23 protein-coding genes are annotated in these 23,363 nt (G+C 71.3%); 6 read left to right on the top strand and 17 right to left on the bottom strand.

The window, feature by feature from the left end; all coding sequences use genetic code 11:
- Nucleotides 1–109 precede the first annotated feature (109 nt).
- Both ACGFI1_RS37025 and ACGFI1_RS37030 read left to right on the top strand, forming a co-directional pair.
- Nucleotides 110–1,276 carry an LLM class flavin-dependent oxidoreductase gene (locus tag ACGFI1_RS37025; protein ID WP_392792343.1) on the top strand — a complete coding sequence of 389 codons (1,167 nt, stop codon included), beginning with the start codon at nt 110–112 and terminating at the stop codon, nt 1,274–1,276.
- Complete coding sequence (locus ACGFI1_RS37030; RefSeq protein ID WP_392792187.1) at nt 1,273–1,902, top strand: CE1759 family FMN reductase; 630 nt, start codon at nt 1,273–1,275, stop codon at nt 1,900–1,902. The genes ACGFI1_RS37025 and ACGFI1_RS37030 overlap by 4 nt, the downstream gene beginning before the upstream one ends.
- Nucleotides 1,903–1,923: 21 nt before the next feature.
- Here ACGFI1_RS37030 and ACGFI1_RS37035 read toward each other — a convergent pair whose 3' ends face one another.
- The 7 genes from ACGFI1_RS37035 to ACGFI1_RS37065 all read right to left on the bottom strand — a co-directional run bounded on the left by ACGFI1_RS37035 (nt 1,924) and on the right by ACGFI1_RS37065 (nt 9,700).
- Entirely contained in the window at nt 1,924–3,489 is a 1,566-nt protein-coding gene (locus ACGFI1_RS37035; protein ID WP_392792189.1) for an MFS transporter, read from the bottom strand.
- Complete coding sequence (locus ACGFI1_RS37040) at nt 3,489–3,974, bottom strand: hypothetical protein (RefSeq protein WP_138642052.1); 486 nt, start codon at nt 3,972–3,974, stop codon at nt 3,489–3,491. The genes ACGFI1_RS37035 and ACGFI1_RS37040 overlap by 1 nt, the downstream gene beginning before the upstream one ends.
- 706 nt (nt 3,975–4,680) lie before the next feature.
- Nucleotides 4,681–5,886, bottom strand: a complete 1,206-nt coding sequence (locus ACGFI1_RS37045) for a cytochrome P450 family protein (RefSeq protein WP_392792192.1) — start codon at nt 5,884–5,886, stop codon at nt 4,681–4,683.
- 68 nt (nt 5,887–5,954) lie between these two features.
- Entirely contained in the window at nt 5,955–6,563 is a 609-nt protein-coding gene (locus ACGFI1_RS37050) for a GTP-binding protein (RefSeq protein ID WP_138639130.1), read from the bottom strand.
- Nucleotides 6,544–6,918, bottom strand: a complete 375-nt coding sequence (locus ACGFI1_RS37055; RefSeq protein ID WP_138639131.1) for a DUF742 domain-containing protein — start codon at nt 6,916–6,918, stop codon at nt 6,544–6,546. The genes ACGFI1_RS37050 and ACGFI1_RS37055 overlap by 20 nt, the downstream gene beginning before the upstream one ends.
- A 14-nt stretch (nt 6,919–6,932) precedes the next feature.
- On the bottom strand, nt 6,933–7,349 hold the full coding sequence (locus ACGFI1_RS37060; protein ID WP_392792195.1) for a roadblock/LC7 domain-containing protein: 417 nt from the start codon (nt 7,347–7,349) through the stop codon (nt 6,933–6,935).
- Nucleotides 7,346–9,700, bottom strand: coding sequence for a sensor histidine kinase (locus ACGFI1_RS37065; RefSeq protein WP_392792198.1), 2,355 nt, complete (start codon nt 9,698–9,700; stop codon nt 7,346–7,348). Before ACGFI1_RS37065 ends, ACGFI1_RS37060 begins: the two co-directional genes overlap by 4 nt.
- Before the next feature lie 287 nt (nt 9,701–9,987).
- Between ACGFI1_RS37065 and ACGFI1_RS37070 the strand changes: the two genes are divergently transcribed.
- Complete coding sequence (locus ACGFI1_RS37070) at nt 9,988–10,401, top strand: roadblock/LC7 domain-containing protein (protein ID WP_386868051.1); 414 nt, start codon at nt 9,988–9,990, stop codon at nt 10,399–10,401.
- A gap of 492 nt (nt 10,402–10,893) precedes the next feature.
- On the opposite strand, the gene ACGFI1_RS37075 is transcribed toward ACGFI1_RS37070, so the two are convergent.
- Nucleotides 10,894–11,718: an ion transporter gene (locus tag ACGFI1_RS37075; RefSeq protein WP_392792201.1), complete on the bottom strand. Its 825-nt coding sequence runs from the start codon at nt 11,716–11,718 to the stop codon at nt 10,894–10,896.
- Between the two features lie 353 nt (nt 11,719–12,071).
- On the opposite strand from ACGFI1_RS37075, the gene ACGFI1_RS37080 reads away from it, so the two are divergent.
- Complete coding sequence (locus ACGFI1_RS37080; protein WP_392792204.1) at nt 12,072–12,710, top strand: phosphatase PAP2 family protein; 639 nt, start codon at nt 12,072–12,074, stop codon at nt 12,708–12,710.
- Nucleotides 12,711–12,767: 57 nt separating this feature from the next.
- Here the strand turns inward: ACGFI1_RS37080 and ACGFI1_RS37085 are convergent, their stop codons facing one another.
- The 3 genes from ACGFI1_RS37085 to ACGFI1_RS37095 all read right to left on the bottom strand — a co-directional run bounded on the left by ACGFI1_RS37085 (nt 12,768) and on the right by ACGFI1_RS37095 (nt 15,333).
- Nucleotides 12,768–13,298: a PH domain-containing protein gene (locus ACGFI1_RS37085; RefSeq protein WP_386868045.1), complete on the bottom strand. Its 531-nt coding sequence runs from the start codon at nt 13,296–13,298 to the stop codon at nt 12,768–12,770.
- Between the two features lie 270 nt (nt 13,299–13,568).
- Nucleotides 13,569–14,591 (bottom strand): CU044_5270 family protein, encoded by a 1,023-nt coding sequence (locus ACGFI1_RS37090; protein WP_392792207.1) that lies wholly within the window; start codon nt 14,589–14,591, stop codon nt 13,569–13,571.
- Nucleotides 14,584–15,333 carry an RNA polymerase sigma factor gene (locus tag ACGFI1_RS37095; RefSeq protein WP_392792209.1) on the bottom strand — a complete coding sequence of 250 codons (750 nt, stop codon included), beginning with the start codon at nt 15,331–15,333 and terminating at the stop codon, nt 14,584–14,586. Before ACGFI1_RS37095 ends, ACGFI1_RS37090 begins: the two co-directional genes overlap by 8 nt.
- 281 nt (nt 15,334–15,614) lie before the next feature.
- On the opposite strand from ACGFI1_RS37095, the gene ACGFI1_RS37100 reads away from it, so the two are divergent.
- Both ACGFI1_RS37100 and ACGFI1_RS37105 read left to right on the top strand, forming a co-directional pair.
- A complete protein-coding gene (locus ACGFI1_RS37100) occupies nt 15,615–16,244 on the top strand; it encodes an RNA polymerase sigma factor (RefSeq protein ID WP_387068107.1) in 630 nt (209 codons plus the stop codon).
- Entirely contained in the window at nt 16,241–17,002 is a 762-nt protein-coding gene (locus ACGFI1_RS37105; protein ID WP_392792212.1) for a hypothetical protein, read from the top strand. The genes ACGFI1_RS37100 and ACGFI1_RS37105 overlap by 4 nt, the downstream gene beginning before the upstream one ends.
- A gap of 520 nt (nt 17,003–17,522) precedes the next feature.
- Here the strand turns inward: ACGFI1_RS37105 and ACGFI1_RS37110 are convergent.
- From ACGFI1_RS37110 to ACGFI1_RS37135, 6 genes are read right to left on the bottom strand one after another with little or no spacing between them, the layout of a single operon-like run.
- A complete protein-coding gene (locus ACGFI1_RS37110; protein WP_392792215.1) occupies nt 17,523–18,128 on the bottom strand; it encodes a TetR family transcriptional regulator in 606 nt (201 codons plus the stop codon).
- Nucleotides 18,128–19,723: a class I adenylate-forming enzyme family protein gene (locus tag ACGFI1_RS37115; protein ID WP_392792218.1), complete on the bottom strand. Its 1,596-nt coding sequence runs from the start codon at nt 19,721–19,723 to the stop codon at nt 18,128–18,130. Before ACGFI1_RS37115 ends, ACGFI1_RS37110 begins: the two co-directional genes overlap by 1 nt.
- Nucleotides 19,720–20,490, bottom strand: coding sequence for a hypothetical protein (locus tag ACGFI1_RS37120; protein WP_392792221.1), 771 nt, complete (start codon nt 20,488–20,490; stop codon nt 19,720–19,722). Before ACGFI1_RS37120 ends, ACGFI1_RS37115 begins: the two co-directional genes overlap by 4 nt.
- On the bottom strand, nt 20,487–21,629 hold the full coding sequence (locus tag ACGFI1_RS37125) for an ABC transporter ATP-binding protein (protein ID WP_392792224.1): 1,143 nt from the start codon (nt 21,627–21,629) through the stop codon (nt 20,487–20,489). The genes ACGFI1_RS37120 and ACGFI1_RS37125 overlap by 4 nt, the downstream gene beginning before the upstream one ends.
- Complete coding sequence (locus tag ACGFI1_RS37130; protein WP_386876432.1) at nt 21,616–22,470, bottom strand: ABC transporter permease; 855 nt, start codon at nt 22,468–22,470, stop codon at nt 21,616–21,618. The genes ACGFI1_RS37125 and ACGFI1_RS37130 overlap by 14 nt, the downstream gene beginning before the upstream one ends.
- Complete coding sequence (locus tag ACGFI1_RS37135) at nt 22,467–23,354, bottom strand: ABC transporter permease (RefSeq protein ID WP_138638670.1); 888 nt, start codon at nt 23,352–23,354, stop codon at nt 22,467–22,469. Before ACGFI1_RS37135 ends, ACGFI1_RS37130 begins: the two co-directional genes overlap by 4 nt.
- Nucleotides 23,355–23,363 lie beyond the last annotated feature (9 nt).

The raw sequence follows: 23,363 nt of genomic DNA on the forward strand, positions 1-23,363 counted from the left end.
GGGGGGTAGATCAGTTAGATCCGGGCATTTGCCGAGCTCGTGCGGGGGTAGGGCAGCCGTTGGCGAACGACACGAGGAGGAGGCGAGCGAGGAGGGCGGCATGTCGGGGATGCAGTTCGGGATCTTCACGGTCGGGGACGTCACGCCGGACCCGACCACGGGGAGGGTGCCGTCGGAGGCGGAGCGGATCAAGGCGACCGTGGCGATCGCGAAGAAGGCCGAGGAGGTCGGGTTGGACGTCTTCGCGACCGGTGAGCACCACAACCCGCCGTTCACGCCGTCGTCGCCGACCACACTGCTGGGATTCATCGCCGCGCGGACCGAGCGGCTGATCCTCTCGACGTCCACCACCTTGATCACCACCAACGACCCGGTCAAGATCGCTGAGGACTTCAGCGTCCTGCAGCACCTGGCGGACGGACGGGTGGACGTGATGCTCGGGCGGGGCAACACCGGCCCGGTGTATCCGTGGTTCGGGCAGGACATCCGCATGGCCGTGCCCCTCACGGTGGAGCATTACGGGTTGCTGCGCCAGTTGTGGCGAGAGCCGGTAGTCGACTGGTCAGGAGAGTTCCGGTCGCCATTGCAAGGCTTCACGCTGGCGCCGCAGCCGTTGGACGGGGTGCCTCCGTTCGTCTGGCACGGTTCCATCCGCACCCCCGAGGTCGCCGAACTCGCGGCCTTCTATGGAGACGGGTTCTTCGCCAACCACATCTTCTGGCCGGCCACGCACACCGAGCGGATGGTGCGGCTGTACCGGGAGCGCTACGAGCACCACGGCCACGGCGCCCCCGACCAGGCGATCGTGGGTCTGGGCGGGCAGGTGTTCATGCGCCCCAAGAGCCAGGATGCCGTCGCCGAGTTCCGGCCCTACTTCGATAACGCCCCGGTGTACGGCCACGGGCCCTCGCTGGAGGAGTTCACCGCGCAGACCCCGTTGACGGTCGGCTCACCGCACCAGGTGATCGAGCGGACGCTGGGGTTCCGGGACTACGTGGGGGACTACCAGCGGCAGCTGTTCCTGATCGACCACGCGGGCCTGCCACTGAAGACGGTCCTGGAGCAGTTGGACCTGCTCGGGGAGGAGGTCGTGCCGGTGCTGCGCAAGGAGTTCGCGATCGGCCGTCCGGAGCGCGTCCCGGACGCCCCGACGCACGAGTCGCTCGTCGCCGCGGCCCGCGGTGAGTCCCCGGCCACCGGCGAGGCCAGTGGCCCGGCCGGCGACGCCGCGCGCGCCCGGCGATCGGGCTCCGATCGGCAGGGGGAGCGGACATGACCACGCTGGTGGTGGTGAGCGGCGGGCTTCGGGAGCCGTCCTCGACCCGGTTGCTGGCCGACAGGATCACCGGGGCGGTCACCGACCGGCTCTCCCGCGAGGGGACGGAGGCGACCACGTCGGTGGTGGACCTGCGTCGATTCGGACGGTCGATCATGGATGCGATGCTCACCGGATTCGCCGGGGCCGAGCTGGAGGAGATCTTCGAAGCCCTGGCCCGGGCGGACGGGCTCATCGCGGTGACCCCGGCGTTCAACGCCTCGTTCAGCGGGCTCTTCAAGTCCTTCTTCGACGTGCTGCCCGAGGAGACGCTGTCGGACATGCCGGTGCTGATCGCGGCCACCGGCGGCACCGAGCGGCACTCGCTCGTCCTCGAGCACGCGCTGCGACCGATGTTCTCCTACCTGCACGCCGTGGTGTCCCCGACCGGGGTCTACGCGGCGACCGCCGACTTCGGCACCGGGGACGGCGGCGGGGAAGCGGCGGCGGGACTGAGCGAGCGGATCGGGAAGGCGGCCGCCGACTACACGCGGCTGCTGCTGTCGTGCGGTCCGCGCACCCGCCGCGACGCCTTCGCCGAGGAGCTGTCTCAGATGCAACGGCTGCTCGGCAACGTCGGCGAGTGACCCCGTCGCCGACCAGTCTGCCTACCCCGGGTCCTCGGAGATGCCTGAGCGAGCGGTCCGGTCGTCCGCGGGCGGTGAAGGCTTGCGTGTGCAGGGGTGCTGGCAGGCCTGGTTGACACCCGGCAGCGGATGCGGATCCACGGTGGCGGCGGTGCGCACGGTGGCCAGCGCGATGAGCCCGCCCGCGCCGCACACTGCGGCGGCGATGAGCATGGCGCGGGAGAAACCCGGGCCGAGGGCCTCTCCGGGGCCGGCGCTGATCCCGGCCGCGGCCGGCAGCACCGCGACGGCGAGCAGCCCGGCCATCCGGGAGATCGCGTTGTTGGCGCCGGAGGCGACTCCGACGTGCCGTTCGGCCACCGAGGCCAGCACCGTCGTCGTCAGCGGCGCGACCGTGAGCGACAGCCCGATCCCGAAGACCACCACCGCTGGGAGCACCGTTCCGGCATAGCCCGCGCCCGGCACGATGCGGGCCATCAACGCCAGCCCGGCAGCGGCCACCAGCGGGCCGGCGGTCATCGGCAGCCGGGGCCCGGTACGCTGCGCCACCGCGCCCATCCGCGGGGAGGCGAGCAGCATGATGACGGTGGTGGGCAGCGTGGCCAGCCCGGCCTCCAGAGCCGAATACCCCAGGCTCTGCTGCAGTTGCAGCGTGAGCAGGAACAGCGCTCCGCCGAGCGCGGCGTACACCGCCAGGGTGGTGAGGTTGGCGCCGGTGAACTGCCGGGAGCGGAACAGGACGGGTGGCAGCAGCGGCGCCGCCACCCGCGCCTCGACCAGCGGGAACACGACGATCGCGGCGGCACCCGCGGCGGCGGCGACGATGGTCGCCGGCCGCCAGTCGCGGCTCGGCCCCTCGATGAGCGCGTAGATCACTCCGGCCAGACCGAGCGTCACCAGGGCCGCGCCGGCGACGTCGAACCGGCCGCGGCTCCGGCTGGTGGGGTCGCGGCTCTCGGGCAGGTGCCGCAGTGCCATGACCAGTGCCGCTCCCGCCAGCGGCACGTTGATCCAGAACACCCACCGCCAGGAGACCGCGTCGACGAGCCAGCCCCCCACGAATGGGCCCAGCGCCGAGGTGACCCCCGACATCCCCGCCCACAGCCCCACGGCGCGGCCCCGGTCCTGCTCACGGATGCCCGCATCGATCAACGCCAGACTGCCGGGCACCAGTGCCGCCGCCCCCACGCCCTGAACCAGCCGGGCGATGATCAACGTGCCGCCGGTGGGCGCCAGCCCGCAGGCGAGCGAGGCCAGGGTGAAGAGCACCAGACCGCCGATGAACACCCGCCGGCGGCCGTAGCGGTCTCCGGCCGCGCCGCCGGCCAAGAGCAACGCGCTCAACGTCAGCAGGTAGCCGTCCAGTACCCACTGCTGCTCGGCGAGACCGCCGCCCAGGTCCCGGCCGATCGCGGGCAACGCCACGTTGACCACCGTGCCGTCCAGGAACGCGATGCCCGACCCCAGCACCGTCACCGCCAGCAGCCACCGCGCTTGCGGCGAGCCCAAGGGGACCGGGTCGGCCAGGCGACCGGACGCCGCGCCAGGGCGTTTCCTGTCGTGCAGCGCGCGACGAGCCCTGCCCATCAAGGCTCCAGCAGCCGAAACGCAAGGTGAGTGGTGCCGACGAGGACCCCCTTGTGCAGCAATTCAAAGATCAGTTCCTGACGCGTCCAGCGCCACGGCGGCGGCGCCAAGCCCCTGGACGCCAGCAGCCAGCAGTCGGTGCCCACCACCATCGTGAAGTGCGCGACGACGACGGGAACTCCGCGCAGACCGAACGAACGCAGCAGCCCGCGCGGTACACCCCATCCCGTGCCCCATGTCCAGTGGACCAGGTCAGAGAACCGCCGTCTCTGTGCCTCGTCGATCGCCTCGACACCCAGCAGACCCGCGACGAGATCGCCGGGGCTTGTGCTGCCCTGACGACCGCGCAACCGCATCTCCACACGCTGCCCTGCGGTCATCACCGCCGTTCCGGCCAGCCCCGCGAAGATCCCCCGTCCGATGGCCGCGAAGACGTCATTCGGGCCGGGGAAGAGTGGAACAGGCTTGGACTCGACCCGCCGCATTTTTGTGCTCCCAGAGCCTGAATACTAAGCGAATGTAAGATCAAGCATTCGTTTGACCTGCCCGCGCTCGCAAGTCGTAAACGGGGAGTGAGTGACTTTGCTCTCAAAGGGCGTGTCCATCTGATTCCACTGGCGGAAAGACTGTCTCCAATGGCCGCCAAGACCGCGTCAAAGGCGGGGATGCAGCCTGCGGAGGCGACCGCGCGGGCCCAGTTCCTGCGGGGAACTCGCAGGTGGCGGCAGGCCCGGCCAGACGACCCCGATATGTATGGGGCACCTGGTCAGGGGCGCGGAGCACACCGTGGAGCCTGCTCGTGTTGTGGGAGCTGGCGGGTCGATGCGCCCCTGCTCGGCGAGCGCGTCCGCGCTCAGCGTCGCGTTTCAGAGCGCAGAGCAGGTCGGTGCCGATGTCGAGGAATTCACCGTCCGGGACCCGGCCCTGCCTCTGTAGCAGCCCGCCGCCTTGCCGCCACGTGCCGCTGAACATTTTTCCGGCACCGTCGCCGACGTGGACGGAATGGTTTGGAGCAGCCCTTTAAATCGCGGATCGGTTCAGGCGGTCAAAACAATGGAGTTCAACGTGCGTGCGTCGCCCACCCATCACGTTGTTCACCGACAAGACACGATCCAACTTCCGCCGGCTTGCGCGGGCGCGGGCGCGGGCGCGGCCCGGCGGCTGGGCGCCGCCGGGCCGGGCGTTCGGGAGTCAGAGGCCGAGGGTGACGGGGATGGAGAGCGGGCCGATGGTGAAGAAGGACGGGGAGTAGGGAACGTCGTTCGGGTCGATGGCGAGGGCGAGGTCGGGCAGCCGCCGGTACAGCGTGGCGAGCGCCAGCCGTCCCTCCAGGCGGGCCAGTGACGCGCCGATGCAGTAGCGGGGTCCGTGCCCGAAGCTGAGGCGCGTGTTCTGCTCACGGGTGATGTCGAACTGGTCCGCGGTCTCGCCGTGCTCGGCCGGGTCGATGCCGGTCACCTGGTAGACGACGCCGACCGCCTGGCCCTTGGGGATGTCCACGCCGGCGATGGTCACGTCCCGCGCGGTGAAGCGCCAGCTGGTCATCATCACCGAGTGGCGGTACCGCAGGGTCTCCTCGACGACGTCGTCCCACCGGTCCTCGGCCTTGGCCAGCGCCAGCTGGTCGGGGTGCTGGGCCAGCGCCAGGATGGCGTGGCCGAGCATGTGGACGGTCGTCTCGTGGCCGGCGACGAGCATCAGCCACAGCACGCCGACCAGTTCTTCGGTGGTGAGCCTGTCCCCTTCGTCCTGCGCCTGCACCAGGCCGGACGTGAGGTCGTCGCCGGGGTTCTCCCGCTTGCGGTCCACCAAGTCGTGCAGGTACGCCTGAAGGGCCTTCTGCGTCGCGAAAGCCTCCTCCGGCGGTGTCGTGTGCGCCAGCAGCGCGGCGGTCCAGTTGCGCATCTGGGTCCGGTCCGCGGCGGGGACGCCGAACAGTTCGCAGATCACCCACATCGGCAGCGCCTCGGTGAAGGCGGGGACCAGGTCCACGCCGTCGCCGGCGGCGATCACGTTGTCGAGCAGTTCGTCCACGATCTGCTGGACGCGCGGCTCCATCGCCTTGATCCGCGCGGGGGTGAAGGCCTTCCCGACCAGGCCGCGCAGCCGCCGGTGGTCGTCGCCGTCCTTGGTGGACAGGTGGCCTCCCTGGACGACGGCGCGCAGCGGCCAGTCCTCGGGGATCGTCCCGTCGTACAGGGCGGGCCAGTTCTCGGGCTCCCGCAGGAAGGTCCTGTTGTCTCCGGCGAGGATCTCCTTCACGGCGTCGTGGGTCAGCGCCAGGTAGGCGGCGACGCCTCCCGGGAACTCCACTTCGACCACGGGGGCGATCTCGCGCAGCCGGACGCAGGTGTCGAGCGGCTTCTCGTCCGCGGCGGGGAAGGAGGGCAGGGGCATTGGCATGTGATCCCTAGGTTGGGTGCGGGGGGTTGGGGGCGGCGTCGGCGGCGCGGGAGCGGATGCGTTCAGCGCCTGGACGCGGTCTTGGTGAGGACGTGCTCGACCATGGTGATCAGCACCTGCTTGGCCGAGGCCCTGCTGCGCACGTCGCACAGCATCAGCGGGACGTCGTCGTCCAGGTCCAGGGCGATCCGCACGTCCTCGGGGTCCTTGCGCTCGGCGCCGTCGAAGCAGTTCACGGCGACCATGAACGGGGTGCGGCGGTCCTCGAAGTAGTCGACGGTGCCGAAGCAGTCGGCGAGGCGGCGCACGTCGGCGAGCACCACCGCGCCGACGGCGCCGAGGGCCAGCTCGTCCCACATGAACCAGAACCGCTGCTGGCCCGGCGTCCCGAACAGGTACAGCACCAGGTCGTCCGGGAGCGTGATCCGGCCGAAGTCCATGGCCACGGTGGTGCTGGTCTTGCCGTCCACGCCGGTGGTGTCGTCCACGCCGACGCTCTGGTCGGTGAGGATCTCCTCGGTGCGCAGCGGGCGGATCTCGCTGATCGAGCCCACCATGGTCGTCTTGCCGACCCCGAACCCGCCCGCGATGAGGATCTTCGCGGCGGTCAGCTGGCCGCCCCCGGCGGCGCCCGGATGCCGGACGGCGGTGTCAGAGTGCGCGTAGTCCATTCAGCAGCTTCCTTAGTACGAGCTCGTCCGGGACGTCGCCGGTGGGAGTCGGTTTCAGCACCCTGAGCGCGTTCTCGTCGCGCAGGTCGTCGACCAGGACCCGGACGACGCCGACGGGCAGGTCGATCTCGGACGCCAGGTCGGCGAAGGTGATCGGCCGCCGGCAGATCGCCAGCAGCCTGCGGTGCTCGGGGTCGAGCCGCACCCGCCGGGGGACCGGCACACCGGTCGCCTCCAGCACGGAGATCAGGTTCAGGTCGAGGCCGTCGTCGCGGAGCCGGGTCCGGCCCCGCGTGACCGTGTAGGGGCGAACGACGGGGCCGGCGTCCCCGTCGAGCCATCGGTCATCGCTCATCGGTCACCCCGGCCTCACCTGGCGCCCGTTCCCGACAGCCGGGGGATGAACGGCGGCCGCTCGGCCAGCTCCTCGGCGAGCTGGACCATCCGCAGCACGACCGCGCCCGCGTCCGCGTCGGCGTGCGCCAGCACGGCGAGGCACGCGTCCTCGCCCGCCGGGACCATGAACACCAGCATCGTGTCCATCTCGATGACGCTCTGCAGCAGCTCACCGCCGTCGAACCGGCGGCACGCGCCGCGGGCGAGCCCCTGCATGCCCGCGACCAGCGCGGCGAGATGCTCGGAGTTCTCCCGGCCGACGCCGGAGGAGCAGGCCACGACCAGCCCGTCCCTGGACAGCAGGACCGCGCCGCTCACCAGCTCCGCCCGGCCGCCGATGCCGTCCAGCAGCCGGCGCACCTCGTCGGCCGTGATCGATGGTTCCGTCAACGTTCGTCCTCCTCGTCACGTCCGGTGGGCGGGACCGACGGCGGTTCGCCGCGCCCGCGCCGCCACCCGCTCTGCATCGAGGCCATGACCGAGCTGGCGCGCTCCGGCGAGCGCGCGCCGCGTCCCGGCGGCCGCTTCTCGTCCCGGGCGGGCGGGGCGGTGTCGCGCAGCTGCGGCGCCAGGTTCTGGCGGCGCACGCGGCGCGGCATCCCCGCGTGGGTGCCCTCGGCCGTGGACGACGCCGCCCGCGCCGGCTGCGGCTCGGACGGAGCGCTCGGCGTGCTCTGCTCGGTCGCCGGGCCGGGCGGCGGCATGCCGAGGGGGTCGCCGTGGTCGCCGTCCGGCGGCTCGGTGCCGCCGGCGCGGTGCCGTCCGACGGGGTCCATCGCGTTCTCCTGCGTGTCGTGGCCGATGATGTCCAGCGGCCCGGAGCCCGCCGGGGGGACCGTCCCGTCCGCGGCGGACAGGTCCGGGACGTTCGCGGGGGCGTCCGCCTGCTCGGTGCCGGCGCGGCCGACCTGGTCCGCCGAGACGACGAGCGAGTGCGGCAGCAGCACGACGGTCTTGATGCCGCCGTAGGCGTTCGGCTCCAGCGCCACCTTGATCCCGCGCCGGTGCGCGAGCGTCCCGACGACGAACAGCCCGAGCTGGTCGCCGTGGGTCAGGTCGAACTCCGGCTCGCGGCGGAGCTGCTCGTTGACGGCCGCCAGCTTGTCCGGCTTCATGCCGAGGCCGCGGTCCTGGATCTCGACCACGAAGCCCTGGCCCACCAGCCCGGCGTCGACCTCCACCGGCGTGTTCGGCGGCGACAGGACGGTCGCGTTCTCGATCAGCTCCGCCAGCAGGTGGATCACGTCGGCGACGGCTCCGCCGACGATGCCCTCCTCCGCCGTGCTGACCACCTCGACGCGGGCGTAGTCCTCGATCTCGCCGATGGCGCCGCGCAGCACGTCCAGAATGCTCACCGGGTGCCGCCAGCCGCGGCCGGGCGCGGCGCCGGACAGGATGATCAGACCCTCCGCGTGCCGCCGCATGCGGGTCGTGAGGTGGTCGATGGCGAACAGGTCGGCGAGGGCGTCGGGGTCGGACGCCTTGCGCTCCAGCGTGTCCAGCATCGCCAGCTGCCGGTGCAGCAGCGACTGGTTGCGCCGGGCGAGGTTCTGGAACACCTGGTTGACCGCGGCGCGCAGCTCGGCCTGGCGGACGGCGGCCTCGACGGCGGTGCGCTGCACCGACGAGAACGCGGCCGACACGTTGAAGACCTCCGCCGTCCGGCCGACCTCCAGCGGCGGGGCCTCCGCCGCCACGTCGACCTCGTGCCCGCGGCTCAGCCGGCGCACGACGTCCGGCAGCCGCTCCTCGGCCATGGTGCGCGCGGCGCCCTGGAGGCCGAGCAGGTCGCGGCTGATGCGGCGGCTGAAGCGGAACATCAGGAGCGCGGTCAGGGTGATCGCGACCAGGCCGATGACGCCGATGAGGACGAGGCGCAGCAGCGTCTCGTCCGAGGCCGCCTTGGCCTCGGCGGCGTTCTGCGCCCGGGACTTGCCGAGCGCGCCGTCGATCTGCCCGATGGAGGCGCCCGCGACGGCCTTCCAGTCGGCCGCGGAGATCCGCAGTTTCGCGCCGGGACGGGTCGCCAGGATGCCGTCCTCCACCGCGGTGAAGGACCTCTCGGCGGGGGACGCCAGCGCCTGCTTGAACGGAGCGGCGATGGCCGGGTGGAGCTCGGCGAGGTTCGAGCTCTCCAGGAACCGCCGTTCGTACACCAGCCTGCTGACCGCCGCGTACTCGCCGGCGGTCATCCGGCGGCCGTCCGCGAGCACGCCGCCCACCAGCGCGATCTCCCGCCCGCGTAGCTCGATGCCGCGCGACATGGCGGCGGTGTGGGCGGACTGCTGGAGGCCGTCGCCGGCCACCAGCACGTTGACGTACTGGAAGTGGGCTTCGAGGACGTCGTTGTAGGCGTTGAACGCCTCCAGCCTCGTCAGGGCGCGGGAGTCGACCTGGCTCCGCAGCCCGCCGATCCCGTTGAGCCTGTCCATCAGCACCGACAGCCGCTGCTTCATCGCGTCCGTCAGCGTGGCCTGGAACTTCTCAGAGTCCACAGCCTTGTTCATCTGGACGATCGTGCCGTCCATCTTCGCGCGGACGGCGTCCAACGGCGTGCGCGGCAGCCGGTGGTTGCGGCTCAGCCAGGTCACCGACTCCTGCCGCTCCTGGGCCAGGGTGACGAGCATCGGCTGCGCGGCGCCGCCGTAGATCTCGTTGGTGGTGTCGAGGTCGCGCTGGTTGACGGCCTTGGACGCGGTGCTCTGCGCCGCGAAGACCCACAGCGTGACCAGGGAGACCATCGGAACGATGATCAGACCGAAAAGGGAGAACCGGATCGAACGCCGGCGGCGTGGGCTCCTCACCGGGCGAAACGGCCGAGGTCAACGCGGATATGACTGACGTGGACGTTCATGGTGTCTCTTTCAGGCTTGGCGGGGCACCGGACGACCGAACTCGGGCTACACCGTGCCACAAGTTTGATCATGTGTCTGGAATTCCATGTATCTTGGCGGGCCGACGATGAAAACATGTTCCGGCGTTCGGCGGTCCCTGAACCCCGCCGATGTCTCGGAAGAGGAGAAGCCACGTGACGCCGCTGCGAGGCGATTCGACCAACCGGCTGGATTGGCTGATCGACGGGCTCGTCGAACGGGTGCCCCAGGTGACCAAGGCGGTGGTGCAGTCGGCCGACGGGCTCCTCATGGGGGCGTCCGCCGGCCTGAGCCGGGAGGACGCGGAGTACCTGTCCGCCCTCGCCGCCGGCGTGCAGAGCCTCGCCCAGGGCGCGCGGACCCAGTTCGGCGCGGGCCAGGTGCACCAGACGATCATCGAGATGCAGAACGCCTTCCTGTTCGTCACCGCGGCGGGCGAGGGCGCCTCGCTGACCGTGCTCTCCGACACCAGCGCCGACCCGGCGCAGATCAGCTACGAGATGACACTCCTGGTCGGACGGGTCGGGGAGCACCTCGCGTCCCGCCCGCGGAACCACGCCGCCCCCTGAACCCGGTCGCGCGGGAGGGGCGGTCGCCGCCCCCTCCCGGGCCGTCCGCGAACGCATCTCGGACGCGCTCCCGAGCCGCGACCGTGCCGCCAGCGACGGCCGACCAGGAGCGGGCGCTTAGCCCATGAGGAGGCAGCGAGAGAGTTGTGAAAGGGCCATCCGGGCTCGCTGAAGGCCGGCTCCTTACACCGGTGTGTTGGGAGAGACGGCAGTAGCCCCTCCCGCATCCGCCGGGCGGGACAATGCCGATGAGGGGTGTAGACCAGCGGCCATCGTAAAGCCGACTTATTTGGCGACGCTGTATTCGACCTGATCATCGTTACACCAAGTGGGGCGGCGATTCAATCCTGCCCTGGGCCTTGTATTCGGCGATTCCGTGATCGTGTTTCCGTACCGATCGGTGCCGCATCCGACCGGGGCGGTAACGCCTGTCGTCCGGCTGGGATCGTGTACTGGAAAACCCGTGCATTGACGGCTTCGCAACCTTCACACTCACGGCCGCGCGGCCCTTTCAGCCGGCGCTGCCGAGGCCTCCCCAACGGTGTTCTCCTGGTCGCGGCGCAGTGCTCTGACCTCCGCGCGGAGCGCGGTGATCTCCTCGAGCAGGACCGTGTCGGACTCTCGCCGAGCACGGTGGACGATGGCGGCGATCGCCTCGGACTGCTCCAGGTCGTCGTCCTCCATGGCGCGCACCACCACGGCGATGAACAGGTTCAGCACCACGAACGTGCAGATCAGGATGAACACCACGAAGAAGATCCACGCCGAAGGATGGTGCCGCATCACCGCGCGGGCCACCTCCGACCATGCCTCCCCGGTCATCACCTGGAAGAGGGTGAACAGGGAGACGCCCAGATCGCCGAAGTACTCGGGGTTGGTCGCGCCGAACAGCTTGGTGGCCATCACCGCCGCGACGTAGAGCACCAGGCCGAGCAGCACGGCGATCGAGGCCATTCCGGGCATCGCCCCGAGCAGGGCCGACACCACCCGGCGCAGGCTGGGGACCACCGAGACCAGGCGCAGCGCCCGCAGGACGCGCAGCGCGCGCAGCACCGACAGGCCACCCGAGTGCGGCACCAGGGAGATGGCGATGACCGTGAAGTCGAACAGATTCCACGGCTCCCGGACGAACCGAACACGCTGGACGTAGATCTTGGCCGCCAACTCGGCGACGAACACGCCGAGCGCCAGACGGTCCACCGTGTGCAGAACGGCACCGTGCCGGTCCAGCACCGACGGCACCGTCTCCAGCCCGAGCGTGACGGCGTTGACCAGGATCACCGCGACGATCACACGCTGGAAGTGCCGCGACTCCACCAGGGAGGCGACACGTTCGCGAAACGGCGTTCGGTGGCCTCGCCGATCCTCCGGCCCCGACCCCGCAGCGGCGTCCTCCGTCCGCGATCGCGGGCTCAATCCGTTCGGTTGTCTCCTGTACCGCGGCGGCACGTGGACCCCGGCCTCCTCATGCCGCTCGATGGGGCGTCCCGGCGATTGCTACTACACTTGTAGCACGTCCGTCAGGGGCCCTTCAGCAGTTCGCCGGATGGAGTCGTGATCATCACGTTCGGGACGGACGCGACGGCGAACGGCGGGTGTCCGGCGACCACGACGTACCTTGGATAGCTCGACGGATGGGGGGTCCGGACATCGAGGCCAGAGGCGGACTCGTGAGCGCCAGGAGGCGGCCACAAGGGCTGGTGGTCGCCTCCGCGGTGGTCACGGTGGTGGTGATCGCGGACGTGCTGGTCGGCGGCCCGCTGAGGCATCTCGACGATCAGGTGTTCGCCGATGGCCTGCCGCCCCGGAGCGGTTACCGGCACTTCTTCTGGCGGACGGTCGTGAACGCCGGCCAGTACTGGCTTGTCGGTTCCCTCGCCGCGCTGACCTCGCTCGCGGTCGCCTGGCGGCGGCGCAGCGCCGCACTGGCGATCCGTGCCGGGGTCTGGCTGGTCACCGCCGAACTCCTCGTACGGGGAGCCCAGATCGGATTCGCCAGGACGCCGCCCCGCACCGGCCGAGACGCGCTGCTCGCCGATGGGTTCCTGTCCTTTCCCTTCGGCCATGCCGCCAACGCCGCCGCCTGCCTGCTGTTCGTGGCGGCCCTGGTCGGCGCGTCCCGCGCATGGACGATCGCCGCGCACGCCCTGGCCGCCGGGGTCGCCGTCGCCGTGGTCACGCTGGGCTACCACTGGCCGACCGACGCGATCGCCGGCTGGGGACTCGGCATGCTCCTTGCCTGTGCGGGGCGGGCCTTCGTCGTACCGCAAGGCGGATACAGTCCAGCCGGTCGATCCGGCCGCCTGTGACGACGGCGGCGGCAGGTACTTCACCTACGAACACGGGACGGCGCCGCCCGTGTGATCTCACCTGTGGTCGGCGACGCCCGGGCCCATCTGGTGCCGGCTCTGCTCCTCGTCCACGGCCTGGTAGATCTTGGACTTGAGGCCCTCGGGGTCGGGGACGCGCTTGAGCCGCAGCATCCCGTGCTCGGAGGCGGACTGGACGTCGAGCGTCCCGTATCGCCAGATCCGCTCCCACAGCGTCACCCGGAACGACACGTCGTTGACGCGGACCAGCGGGATGCTGTGACCGGTCTTGGTCAGGAACCCGCTGCGCTTGTAGATCCGCTTGGTGGTGACGATGTACATGGTGCCGCGCCAGCGCAGAAGCGGGATCAGCCAGAACCACAGCGAGAGGATCGCGGCCACCCCGAGGACGACGTAGTCGGCGATCCGACCCCAGTACTCGCCGGACGGGATGACCCACAGCAGCGCGCCCGCGACGATCCAGATGAGGCAGAGGATCACGAACTCGCCGACCATCTCGGTCCAGTGCTGGCGCGTGGCGTGCACCAGGGATTCGTCCTCAGCGAGATACCGGTCAGCAAAACCCATGCCGCGCATCCTGGCACACCACTCCGGCGACGTATACGGCCAGGCGGCCAACCTTCCCTTCGTGGCAAGGACCGGTGGTTCCGGTCCGCCGAACAGACGGAGCGGTACGGCCTCACCGCGTGACCTCCTTCGTCTCTCAGCAGGAACCGCTCCCTTCTCCTTCGTCCAAAGGGGCCGGTTCGGTCGTCTTTGCCTGGGTTGTGCCCGAGTTGCCCAGCAGGGCCGTGTGAGCGCCAAGAGGCTCACACGGCCCTGCATCTGTTCGGTCGGTCAGCCGCCGGTTGTGTCTGGGCAGGTGTGTCCGGAGGTGGAGACCCCCGCAGGGAGGCCGTCGGTGATTGCGGTTTTGGTCACGGCGACGTCTGCGGTGGTGGTCGCGGCGGGCAGGGTGTCGCCCGTCGCCGTGCCGCGCCAGCCGAGGAAGCGGTAGGTCTTGGCGTCGAAGATCAGCTCCTCGTGCTCGCCGGGCCGGGTGTCGAGGGTCACCGCGAGGCCCGGGCGCCCGGCGGCGTCGGTCGTGCGGCCGGACAGGCGCGTGCCCTGGATCTGGCGGGCGACGGTGAACAGTGCCGCCTGGACCCTGGGCGGCGGCTGCGCGGAGGCCAGTGCCGTGAGGTTGATCCACACGGCCTGGTCCTCCGACAGTTCCGCTCGCTGCCCGGCGTCCACCCCGGCGGCCAGGGCGCCGCGCAGCCGCGCCGGGTCGGTGGGCAGTGCCCTGTGCACGGCGTACGGCGCGTTCGGCTCGGTCGGCTCAAAGGCGCACGGCAGGAACCTTGCGCCCGTGCCGGCACGCGCGAGCTCCCAGGCCTGGGCGGGCACCTTCCCACCCGGCAGCGGCACGAGCCCCAGCAGCGTGGTCCGGCGATAGACCGGGACTCCGCCGTCCGCCCGCCGCCACTCCTGGTAGCGCACCTTCCGGAACCAGGAGCCCCCGCTGCCGGTCGAGAGCTCCAGCGCGACCGACTCCCGGTAGGCGAACTGGCCCGGACGCGGATCCGCGACCTGCCCGTCCCCGGCCGCCTGCGCGGCCAGGGTGAGCAGCTCGGCGGCGCTGGCCGGTGCCGAACCGGGACCGCTCCCGCCCGCCACCACGAAGGTGCCCGCGGTCACCGCCGCGACCAGTCCGCCCGCCGCCGCCGTCCGGACCCCCCACGCCCGCCACCGTCTGCGCGCACCAAGACCCCCCGGCCGCGTGTCCCGCAGAAACCGCTGCCGGACGGCGGCCAGCCTGGCGGGTTCGGGCTCGGCGGCCTCGCTCCACAACTCCCGTACCTCACGCAGGTCAGTCATCACCGATGTCCTCATTCCGATCATGGGCGGAGGTCGGATTCACTCCGCCGAACTCCTGCCTCACCTTTTTCCGGGCCCGGTTCAGCCGGGACCGCACCGTCCCCACCGGAAGCCCCAGCGCGTCGGCGACCTGCTCATACGACAGATCAGCCCACGCCACCAGCAGCAGCACGTCCCGGTCGCGGGCCGCCAACCCCGCGATCGCCCGGGCGAGCCGACGCCCGCTCATCTGGGCGCTCGCCCGTTCGACCGCCCGCTCGGCGACACCCTCGGCCGCGTCCAGCAGCACCCCGGTACGCACGAACGTCCGATACCGGCTCACCTCGGCGCGCCGATGCCTGCGGATGAGATTGGAGGCGATCCCGTACAGCCATGGCAGCGCCTCGGAACGGCCGAGGTCGTATCCATCCCGCTGCCGGAACGCCACCAGGAACGTCTCGGCGACGATGTCGTCGGCCTCGCCGTCCCCGAGCCTGCGCGCCGCATACCGATGCAAACGCGCGCCGTACCGGTCGAACAGCACAGCGAACCGCTCAGGCTCCTGCCGAGAACGCTCGATCTCCTCGGCGTCACTGGTGGACGCGACCGCCCCGACAGCGGTCATGGCGTCACCCTTCACATACCGGCCCTCCTGGATCGCTGGCAACAACACCCCTCTTTGCCAGCCGACCCCGAGAAGGTTCACGCGCGAGCGGCGGCGGGCATGGCAGGCCGACACCACCGTCGGCAGGAAGCCTGCCAACCGCCAAATCGAAGACCACTGATCACCGGCTCCGAATGACCGACGGCAGGTGTCGGGGACGCGCAGGGTGATTCTGGGGGGGGCGGTGCCGTGGTGGGTGTGGCGATCTGGCGGCGGAGTCGAAGCTTCGCCCGGTAGATCTGCGGCCCGCGATCCTTGGCAGAACCGTCCGTTCCAAGCTTCGCGTCCGCAACGCCGGCACAAGGAAGGGCCGGTGGGATGTAACACGACGAGGCGCTCTCGCCAAGAAGAGCAAACAGTGCAGAGCGGGAGGCCCTTGGATGGGAGATGTGAAGCCGGCCGTGAGGACAGATCCGGCGGATGTCAGCGCGATCGGTCGTGATCGGGCGGCGCTGGAGGTGTTCTATCGGCGGCATGTCGCGGATGTGACCCGCTTCGTGGCTCGCCGGATCTCCGATCCTCACACGGTCGACGATCTGACCACCGAGGTGTTCCTGGCCGCGATCGATACGGCCGAGCGGTATCAGGTCGGCCGGGGAAGCCCCCGAGCGTGGTTGCTGGGCATCGCCCGGAACGTGGTGGCCGCTGAATGGCGGCGCCATGCTGGTGAACGCGACAAGGCTCAGCGGGCGGGAGGCCATCGCCACCTGGACGGCGACGACATCGTCCGGCTGGAAGAGCAGATCGACGCCGAGCGGGTGGCGCGCGCCTTGCATGCGACGCTCTCCGCGCTGCCCGAGCGGTTGCGCAGCGTCATCGAGCTGGTCGATCTCGACGGCCTGACCCTGGGTGAGGCGGCCGCGGCGCTGGGCATCCGCAACGGTACCGCTCGGGTTCGGCTGCACCGGGCCCGTAACCGGCTGAAAGCCGCCTTTCCACCGGACAATGCGGTGCTCGTCCAGTCAATCGCTAATCCACAGTCCTCCTTGGCGAAAGGAGCCTCCTCATGAGCAACATCCCCACCGATGACACTCCGCTCGCGGGCTATCAGGAACGGAGGCTGATCGAGCTGACCGCGGCGGTTGCCGCCAAGAACGAGCAGGGCGCTCGCGTATCGGCGGTTCGGCCGCCGCGCCGCCCGGGGGTGATGCGCCGGCGATCGGCGTGGGGCCTCGCGGGGGCGGCGTGCACGGCGTGCGCGGTTGCCGGTGTGCTGCTGACCTGGACGGGGAGCGCTCAGCCCGCCTACGCGGTGACCCGAGGTCCGTCCGGCCTGGTAACGGTCAAGGTCACCGAGAAGACCCTGGACTCGCGCGATGCCGACGCGCTCTCGCGCGAATTGCGGTCGCTGGGCGTGCCGGCGGTCGTGTACTCCATCCCGGAGGGCACGGTGTGCCCGCAGCCCCATGCCAGGCAGGTCGACCTCCCGTCGAACGTGTACGACATGCCGGACGGCCTGTACACCCTGCCCAGTGATCTCCCGAAGCCGGGCGGCGGCTGGAAGATGACGATCAATCCGGGCAACTTCAAGCCCGGCCAGTTCATGGTCTGGACGTTGACCACCTCTGGTGTCTACGAGCAGAACGGTCGGCGCACCGGATCCGCCTCCTCGGTCGGCACCTACCTGGTCAGCGGACGCACCATTCCGTGCCATAACCGGCCGGCCCCCCGAGTGCGAACACCGCGGCCATCATCCGGAACGAAGGATGGCACGCCGGTCTTTATCACCGACACCGGCGGCTATGTCTCGTTCGCGGACTCGCGCTGACGAATATTCCCGGCGCGGGCGCAGGCTGTACGACGACGGTGTCCGCCGGATCCGAGCGGACACCGTCGTCCAGCAAGGGCGCCGTCCCCGACGCCAGGGTCAGGTGGCCGCCCAGGACCACACCACCCGGTTCCTCCTGGTGCCCGTCCTGCCCGGGCGCCGCCCCGGCGCGGCGTTGCGCGCCGCCGACGCACCCGGATCCTCCGCGAAGATCTCTACTTGCGTCAAGGTGCGTCCCGCTTGAGGCCGCGCTCGCACTGTGCCGCGACATCAAGACGGCCGACGGTGCCGATGGCTTCCCCGTGCCCGCGGCGATCGAGGTCCGCAGGGTGCGAATCGCCCCCGCCGAAAAGCACCTGTAACCGGAGCTCGGCGTCGGGCTACCGCCAGATCATGGACGGGATCGAGGCGGTGGCCACGAGATCTCCGGTGTTGTTTCTTCTTGGTCGATGAAGTCTCTACCGGAGAACTCGTCGCTCAGCGATCATCACACCGTCACACGCCCGACTTCGAGCAGGCCCTAGCCGCGCCGGCTCTGGACGAGGTCCAGTGCCATCTCGGCCATCAGGTCGGCCAGTTCGTCCAGCGACAACCGGCCGGCGGGCTGGTACCAGTCGCTGATGCCGTTGCACATCGCGAGGAGCGAGAGGCGGGTGACCGAGAGGTCGCGCAGCTCGAACTGGCCTGCCTCCACGCCGGCCTGCAGCACCTCGTTCCAGATGCGCTCGAACGCGGCGCGCAACTCGCGGACGGGCGTCCAGTTTCCGTTGGCGTCCGTTCTCGGCATCTCGCGGGCGCTGGTGTTCCACAGTTCGGCGTCCGCCCCCTGCTCGCGGACGTGCGCCCGGACGAGGTTGGCCAGCCTCGCGGCCGGGTCGGCGTCGAGGTCCGCGGCCTCCTTGGCGACCGTCACCGCCCGCTGGAGCGCGTCCTCGGTGACCGCGATGAGCAGCGCCTCCTTGTTGGAGTAGTAGTGGTACAGCGCGCCGATCGTCATGTCGGCCCCGGTCGCGATCTCGCGGATGCCGACCGCGGCGTAGCCCTTCTCGGTGAACAGCGCGCCCGCCGACCGCAGGATGCGTTCTCGGGTGCCGGGCTCAGAGTCCCTGCGCTGGTTTCGGGGCACTAGGGGGTGTCCTTCCTGATGCGTGCGTCGCCGGGGCGGAGATCGGTGGTCTCCAGGTCGTCGCGGTCGCGGAGGAGGCGCTTGGCGACGCGCTCCGACGGGGTGCGGGGGAGTGCGTCGATGAGGCTGACGAAACGCGGCACCTTGTGCCGGGCGAGATGGCGGCCCGCGTGTTCGGCGAGCGCGCCCGCCTCCGGGCGCGCGCCGGGGACGGGCTCGACCACGGCCCAGACCTCTTCGCCCCGGACCGGATCGGGGTGCGGCAGGACCGCCGCGTCCTGGACGAGCGGATGCGTGCGCAGCGCCCGCTCCACCTCCTCGGTCGAGATGTTCTCGCCCGCCCTCCGGACGATCTCCTTCTCGCGGCGGACGAAGCGGAGCCGTCCGCCGCGCCGTTCCATGATGTCGCCGGACCGGTACCATCCGTCGCCGGTGAAGGCGGCGGCGGTGGCCTCGGGGTTGCGCAGGTATCCGTCGACGACCAGGCGACCGCGGACGAGGAGCTGGCCGGTGCCGTCGCCGTGAAGTTCCGCGCCGTGCTCGTCCACCATCCGGATCTCCTGGCCGGGAACGATACCGCCGAGCCACCCCTCGCCCGGGGTGGACGGGGAATCCAGTGTCTGCGCGAGGACGGCGTTCGCCTCCGCCGACCCGTACACCTCCAGCCAGCGCAGCCCGAACCGCTCCTCCAGCGGGCCGTGCAGGGCGCGCGGTATCCCGATGCTCCACGCGGCGACCGCGCGGTGCTCACGGTCGGACGGCCCGGGCGGGGCGTTGAGGAGCATCGCCGGCATCGAGCCGATCGTCCAGAACTTGGTGACCGCGCGGTCGGCGACATTGCGCATGAACGTCTGTGACCGGAACCTGGACAGCAGGACGAAGCAGGCACCGCTCTGCAGGCAGGCCAAGAACAGCATCAGCGGGTCGCCGTAGTAGCAGGGCTGCGCGCTGAGCAGCCGGTCGTGGGGGTCGAGCGCCAGGACCGAGCGCAGTACCGACGCGGCGTCCAGCCACTTGCCCTGCGTCTTGCTGATGATCTTCGGTAGGCCCGTCGATCCCGACGTCAGCCCGTACCAGACGGGGTGCTCGCGCATCGGTGCGCTCTCGGCCGCAGACAGCGTGCCGGCCGGGGCCGCCGCGGTGCCCTCGATGTCGACGACCCGGACGCCGCGTTCGGCCAGCAGCGCCGCGTGGGCGTCGGCGAACCGGGGGAGCGCGACGAGGTGGGTCGGGCGGGCGAGCTCGGCGAGCGCCTCGAACTCGGCGGGCTGGAATCCGGGGTTCAGGGGGAGGATGGTCGCTCCCAGTGCCGCCGCCGCGAGGATGAGGACGTAGGACCGGGCGCGGTTGTCCAGCGCCATGCCGACGACCGCGCCCTCCGTGACGCCGGCGTCCGCGAGCGCGCCCGCCAGGGCGCCGACCCGGGCCGCGAGCTCGGCACGGGTCAGCGTCTCGTCGCCTTCGACCTCCAGGGCGGGGGCGTCGGGACGGGTCCGCGCGGCCCAGGCGAGCAGGGCCGCGAACCCGGACTCCGCGGCCGGTGGCAGCTCCGGCGCGGCCGGGACGCGCCCGGGGAGGGTTTCCTCTGCGGTCATCGGGACAGCACCACCCAATCGATCTCGGTGAGGGCCCGGCCGTCGTCGGCCGAGCGGGTGTCCAGGACGATGCGGGAGACCAGGTCGCCCGGTCTCGTCCGGCTCCTGCGGGACGTGTGCGAGCGCAGCACGCAGTGGACGGTCTCGCCGGTCACCGGCATGCTCGCGAACCGCCAGCGCATCCAGCGGTTGAGCACCTGGCCGGAGGGGGCGTTACCGAACAGCCGGTCGCGCCCCATCAGTCCGGATGTCACGAGGATCAGCAGCGGCCACGGCACCGGACCGCTCCCGGCGTCCCTCCCGTCCTCTCCTCCGGCGCCGATCCAGTCGGCGAAGAGTTCGAGGTCGGCCGCCGTGATCGTCCAGCCGCGGCTCCGGGCGCCGTCCGGCCCGCCGGCGGGCGCCGGAGGCTCCGCGGGCGCGGCGCGCAGGACGCCGGTGCCGGTGGTCGCACCGTCGACGGACGTCGCGACGGTCAGGTCGCCGCCCGCCCGGGAGGCGACCACCCGGACCTTCTCGCCCTCCCTGACCGGTCCCGCGAAGTCCCACTCGAGGCAGGCCGGCGGCGCGCCGAGGCGGGCTCCGTCGAGCCGGGCGACGGCGAGGGTCATCGTCGCGATCCCGGACATGATGCGCCCGCCGAAGTCGGAGGCCGCCGCGACGAGGCGGTTCGTGTGCAGCTCGTCGCCGGTGCCCTCCCAGACCGCGGGGATCAGGAAGTCCCGTTCACCGGTGGTGAAGTACACGGGATCCAGCTCCTCGGTCAACGCGTCACCGCCGAGCACGCGCCGAGCGCGATGCGCACGGTGACCCGCTCGCCCGTCGGCGACCCTGATCCGGCCGCCTCCGGCAGGTGCGCGGTGATCGTCGTCGTGTCGTCCAGGCGCAGGAGGAGCCGGACGGTGTCGCCGAGGTACACCCTGTCCTCGATGCGCGCGGGCAGTTCGACCGCGTCGCCTCCGCCCGGACCACCGCCGGACGGCGTCAGACTGATCGCCGTGCGGGGCACGGCCACGGCGAGATCCGCGTCCGCGGGCGGCTCGCCCTCGGTGGAGACCTCGGCGACCCGGTCCCACAGCCGAACCCGGATCCGCCTGCTCGAGGACGCCGCGCCAGGTTCCCGCTCGCACGGCAGGATGTTGGCGTCGGAGATCAGCCTGGCGACGTATGCGGTACGGGGCCGCTGGAAGAGCGAGGCCGGAGTGCCCATCGCGTCGATGCGGCCGTGCCGCAGCACCACGATGCGGTCGGACAGCGACAGCGCCTCGTCCCGGTCGTGGGTCACGTACACCATGCCGGCGCCCGTTGAGCGGTGCACGGCCCGGATCTCGTCCTGCAGGTCGAGGCGCAGCGCCCGGTCGAGCGCGGACAGCGGCTCGTCCATCAGCAGCAGCCCCGGTTCGGCGGCGAGAGCGCGGGCGAGTGCGACGCGTTGCTGCTGCCCGCCGGACAACTGGGCCGGGTAGCGCCGCGCGTAAGGGCTCATCCGGACCAGGTCGAGCAGCTCGGCGACCCGCCGCCGCCGGTCGTCGCGGCCCCACTTGCGGCGCCGCAGGCCGTACTCGACGTTGCGGGCGACGGTCTGGTACGGGAACAGCGCGTACTGCTGGAACACCATGCCGAGGTCGCGGCGCGCGGGCGGCAGCCCGGTGACGTCGCGGTCCCCGATGTGGACGGTGCCCTCGTCCGGCGTCTCGAACCCGGCGACCAGCCTGAGCACGGTGCTCTTACCCGAGCCGCTCTCCCCGAGCAGGGAGAGGAACTCGCCGGGCGCGAGCTCCAGCGTCAGGCCGTCGGCGGCGACGACGGCCCCGTACCGCTTGGTGACGCCGGCGAGCCGCAGCCGCGGCGGCTCGTCCGCCGCCGTCCCGGCCCGCCTGCCGGTGATCACGTCAGGACTGGTCATCGGTCTTCGCCCTTCTCTCATTCCGGTTCCGGAGCGCCTGCCGGAGCCGGCCGACCGTCCCCGCGAACGACATCAGCAGCCCGGTCGCGGCGATGAGCAGCGCCGACACCGCGGTGATCGCGGGATCGACACCGGTGCTGACCGAGTCGAGGATGACCTTGGGCAGCGTCGCGGTCCGAGGTCCGGTCAGGAAGCTCGCCAAGGTCGCCTCGTCGAAGCTGGTGACGAAGGCCAGCACCCCGGCGGCCACCAGCCCCGGCGCGATCAGCCGCAGCGTCACCCCGGCCCAGGCTCGGGCCCGGGACGCACCCAGCGACATCGCGGCCAGCTCGTACTCGCGCGGCACCGCGTCCATCGCGGGTTCGAGCGCGAGCAGCACCACCGGCAGGCTGACCGCGACATGGGCCAGCAGCACCGCCGGGACGGTGTCGACGAGCGCGAAGCCTGCGAACATCCCGTACAGCGCCACGGCGTAGGCGACGCCGGGCGTCACCATCGGCAGGACGACGGCGACGCGCAGCCCCTTCCCGCCCGGCACCCGCGCCCGGCTCAGGCCGAGGACCAGCGGGGCCGCCACGAGCAGCGTGACGACCGCCGTCCCCGCGGCGACGAGCAGCGAGCGCCAGGTCGCGGCGGCCAGATCGGCCGAGTGCAGCAGCGTGTCGTACTGCCGCAGCCCGAAGGACGACGGCGGCCATTCGATGTACGAGGACGCGGAGAACGAGGTGCCGACCACGACCAGCGTGGGCAGCAGCATGAACGCCACGATGCCGAGGACCACCGCCCCGTACAGGGCGCGGCCCGTCCAGGAAGCGGCCCGGCGGCCGACTGCGGCGCTCATCGGCGGGCCTCCCCGCGCACCCGGCTCTGCGGCAGGAACCGGGCCGCGAACCTGCTGAGCCCGAAAACCGCCAGGGCCGTCAGCATCAGCAGCAGCGCGTACGACTTGGCGCCGACGAGGTCGAAGTATTCGAAGATCTGCTCGTGGACCCGCGCCGCGACGAACGGCGACCCCACCCCGCCGAGCACGATGGGCGTCACGTAGAACCCGATCGAGATGACGAACACCAGCGTCCCCGCCGACAGGAGCGATGGCGCCGTCGCGGGCAGCATGACGTCGCGCAGGGCGCGCAACCGCCCCGCCCCCAGCGTCTCCGCCGCCTGCAGTTGCTCGGCCCGCACGTTGCGGACGCTCGGGTAGAGCACGAGCACGGCGTACGGAAGCATCGCGTACAGCATCCCGACCAGGACGGCGCCCTCGGTGTAGAGGAGGTCGCCGTGAGCGCTCAGCAGTCCCGCCGACCGCAGCGCCTTGGTGACCGGTCCCTGCTGTTGCAGCAACAGGACGAACGCATAGTTCTTGACCACGACGCTCATCCAGAACGGCGCGAGCACCGAAGCCCACAGCGAGACCCGCACCACACGGCTGCGGGACCAGGCGAGCGCGTAGGCGACGAACAACCCGAGCGCGACGCTCGCCACCGCGACCAGGCCGCTGACGCGCAGCGTCCGCAGCAGCGCCGCGCGCTCAGCCGCGCTGCGCAGCGGATCGAGTATCCCGCCCGGTCCGGCGGTGCTCACGACATCCCAGGCCAGCCGGCCCATCGGGTAGGCGACGACCGCCAGCACGGTCAGGTAGGCCGGCAGCCCGAGGAGTAGCCCGGCGTTCCAATCGGAGGACCGGGCCTGCCGGAACGGGCGCGGCAGCGAGATCGAGGCCGTCATGTCACCTCC

This window comes from Actinomadura geliboluensis, assembly GCF_043197915.1.
GTDB classification, from domain to species: domain Bacteria; phylum Actinomycetota; class Actinomycetes; order Streptosporangiales; family Streptosporangiaceae; genus Spirillospora; species Spirillospora geliboluensis.

What these genes read in the sequence shown, in the direction of transcription:
- ACGFI1_RS37040 (WP_138642052.1), bottom strand. Translation starts at nt 3,974, where the DNA reads ATGCGGCGGGTCGAGTCCAAGCCTGTTCCACTCTTCCCCGGCCCGAAT.
- ACGFI1_RS37135 (WP_138638670.1), bottom strand. Translation starts at nt 23,354, where the DNA reads ATGACGGCCTCGATCTCGCTGCCGCGCCCGTTCCGGCAGGCCCGGTCC.
- ACGFI1_RS37105 (WP_392792212.1), top strand. Translation starts at nt 16,241, where the DNA reads ATGAGCAACATCCCCACCGATGACACTCCGCTCGCGGGCTATCAGGAA.
- ACGFI1_RS37030 (WP_392792187.1), top strand. Translation starts at nt 1,273, where the DNA reads ATGACCACGCTGGTGGTGGTGAGCGGCGGGCTTCGGGAGCCGTCCTCG.
- ACGFI1_RS37115 (WP_392792218.1), bottom strand. Translation starts at nt 19,723, where the DNA reads ATGACCGCAGAGGAAACCCTCCCCGGGCGCGTCCCGGCCGCGCCGGAG.
- ACGFI1_RS37050 (WP_138639130.1), bottom strand. Translation starts at nt 6,563, where the DNA reads ATGGACTACGCGCACTCTGACACCGCCGTCCGGCATCCGGGCGCCGCC.
- ACGFI1_RS37130 (WP_386876432.1), bottom strand. Translation starts at nt 22,470, where the DNA reads ATGAGCGCCGCAGTCGGCCGCCGGGCCGCTTCCTGGACGGGCCGCGCC.
- ACGFI1_RS37085 (WP_386868045.1), bottom strand. Translation starts at nt 13,298, where the DNA reads ATGGGTTTTGCTGACCGGTATCTCGCTGAGGACGAATCCCTGGTGCAC.
- ACGFI1_RS37125 (WP_392792224.1), bottom strand. Translation starts at nt 21,629, where the DNA reads ATGACCAGTCCTGACGTGATCACCGGCAGGCGGGCCGGGACGGCGGCG.
- ACGFI1_RS37065 (WP_392792198.1), bottom strand. Translation starts at nt 9,700, where the DNA reads ATGGTCTCCCTGGTCACGCTGTGGGTCTTCGCGGCGCAGAGCACCGCG.
- ACGFI1_RS37045 (WP_392792192.1), bottom strand. Translation starts at nt 5,886, where the DNA reads ATGCCCCTGCCCTCCTTCCCCGCCGCGGACGAGAAGCCGCTCGACACC.
- ACGFI1_RS37025 (WP_392792343.1), top strand. Translation starts at nt 110, where the DNA reads ATGCAGTTCGGGATCTTCACGGTCGGGGACGTCACGCCGGACCCGACC.
- ACGFI1_RS37035 (WP_392792189.1), bottom strand. Translation starts at nt 3,489, where the DNA reads ATGGGCAGGGCTCGTCGCGCGCTGCACGACAGGAAACGCCCTGGCGCG.
- ACGFI1_RS37055 (WP_138639131.1), bottom strand. Translation starts at nt 6,918, where the DNA reads ATGAGCGATGACCGATGGCTCGACGGGGACGCCGGCCCCGTCGTTCGC.
- ACGFI1_RS37090 (WP_392792207.1), bottom strand. Translation starts at nt 14,591, where the DNA reads ATGACTGACCTGCGTGAGGTACGGGAGTTGTGGAGCGAGGCCGCCGAG.
- ACGFI1_RS37100 (WP_387068107.1), top strand. Translation starts at nt 15,615, where the DNA reads ATGGGAGATGTGAAGCCGGCCGTGAGGACAGATCCGGCGGATGTCAGC.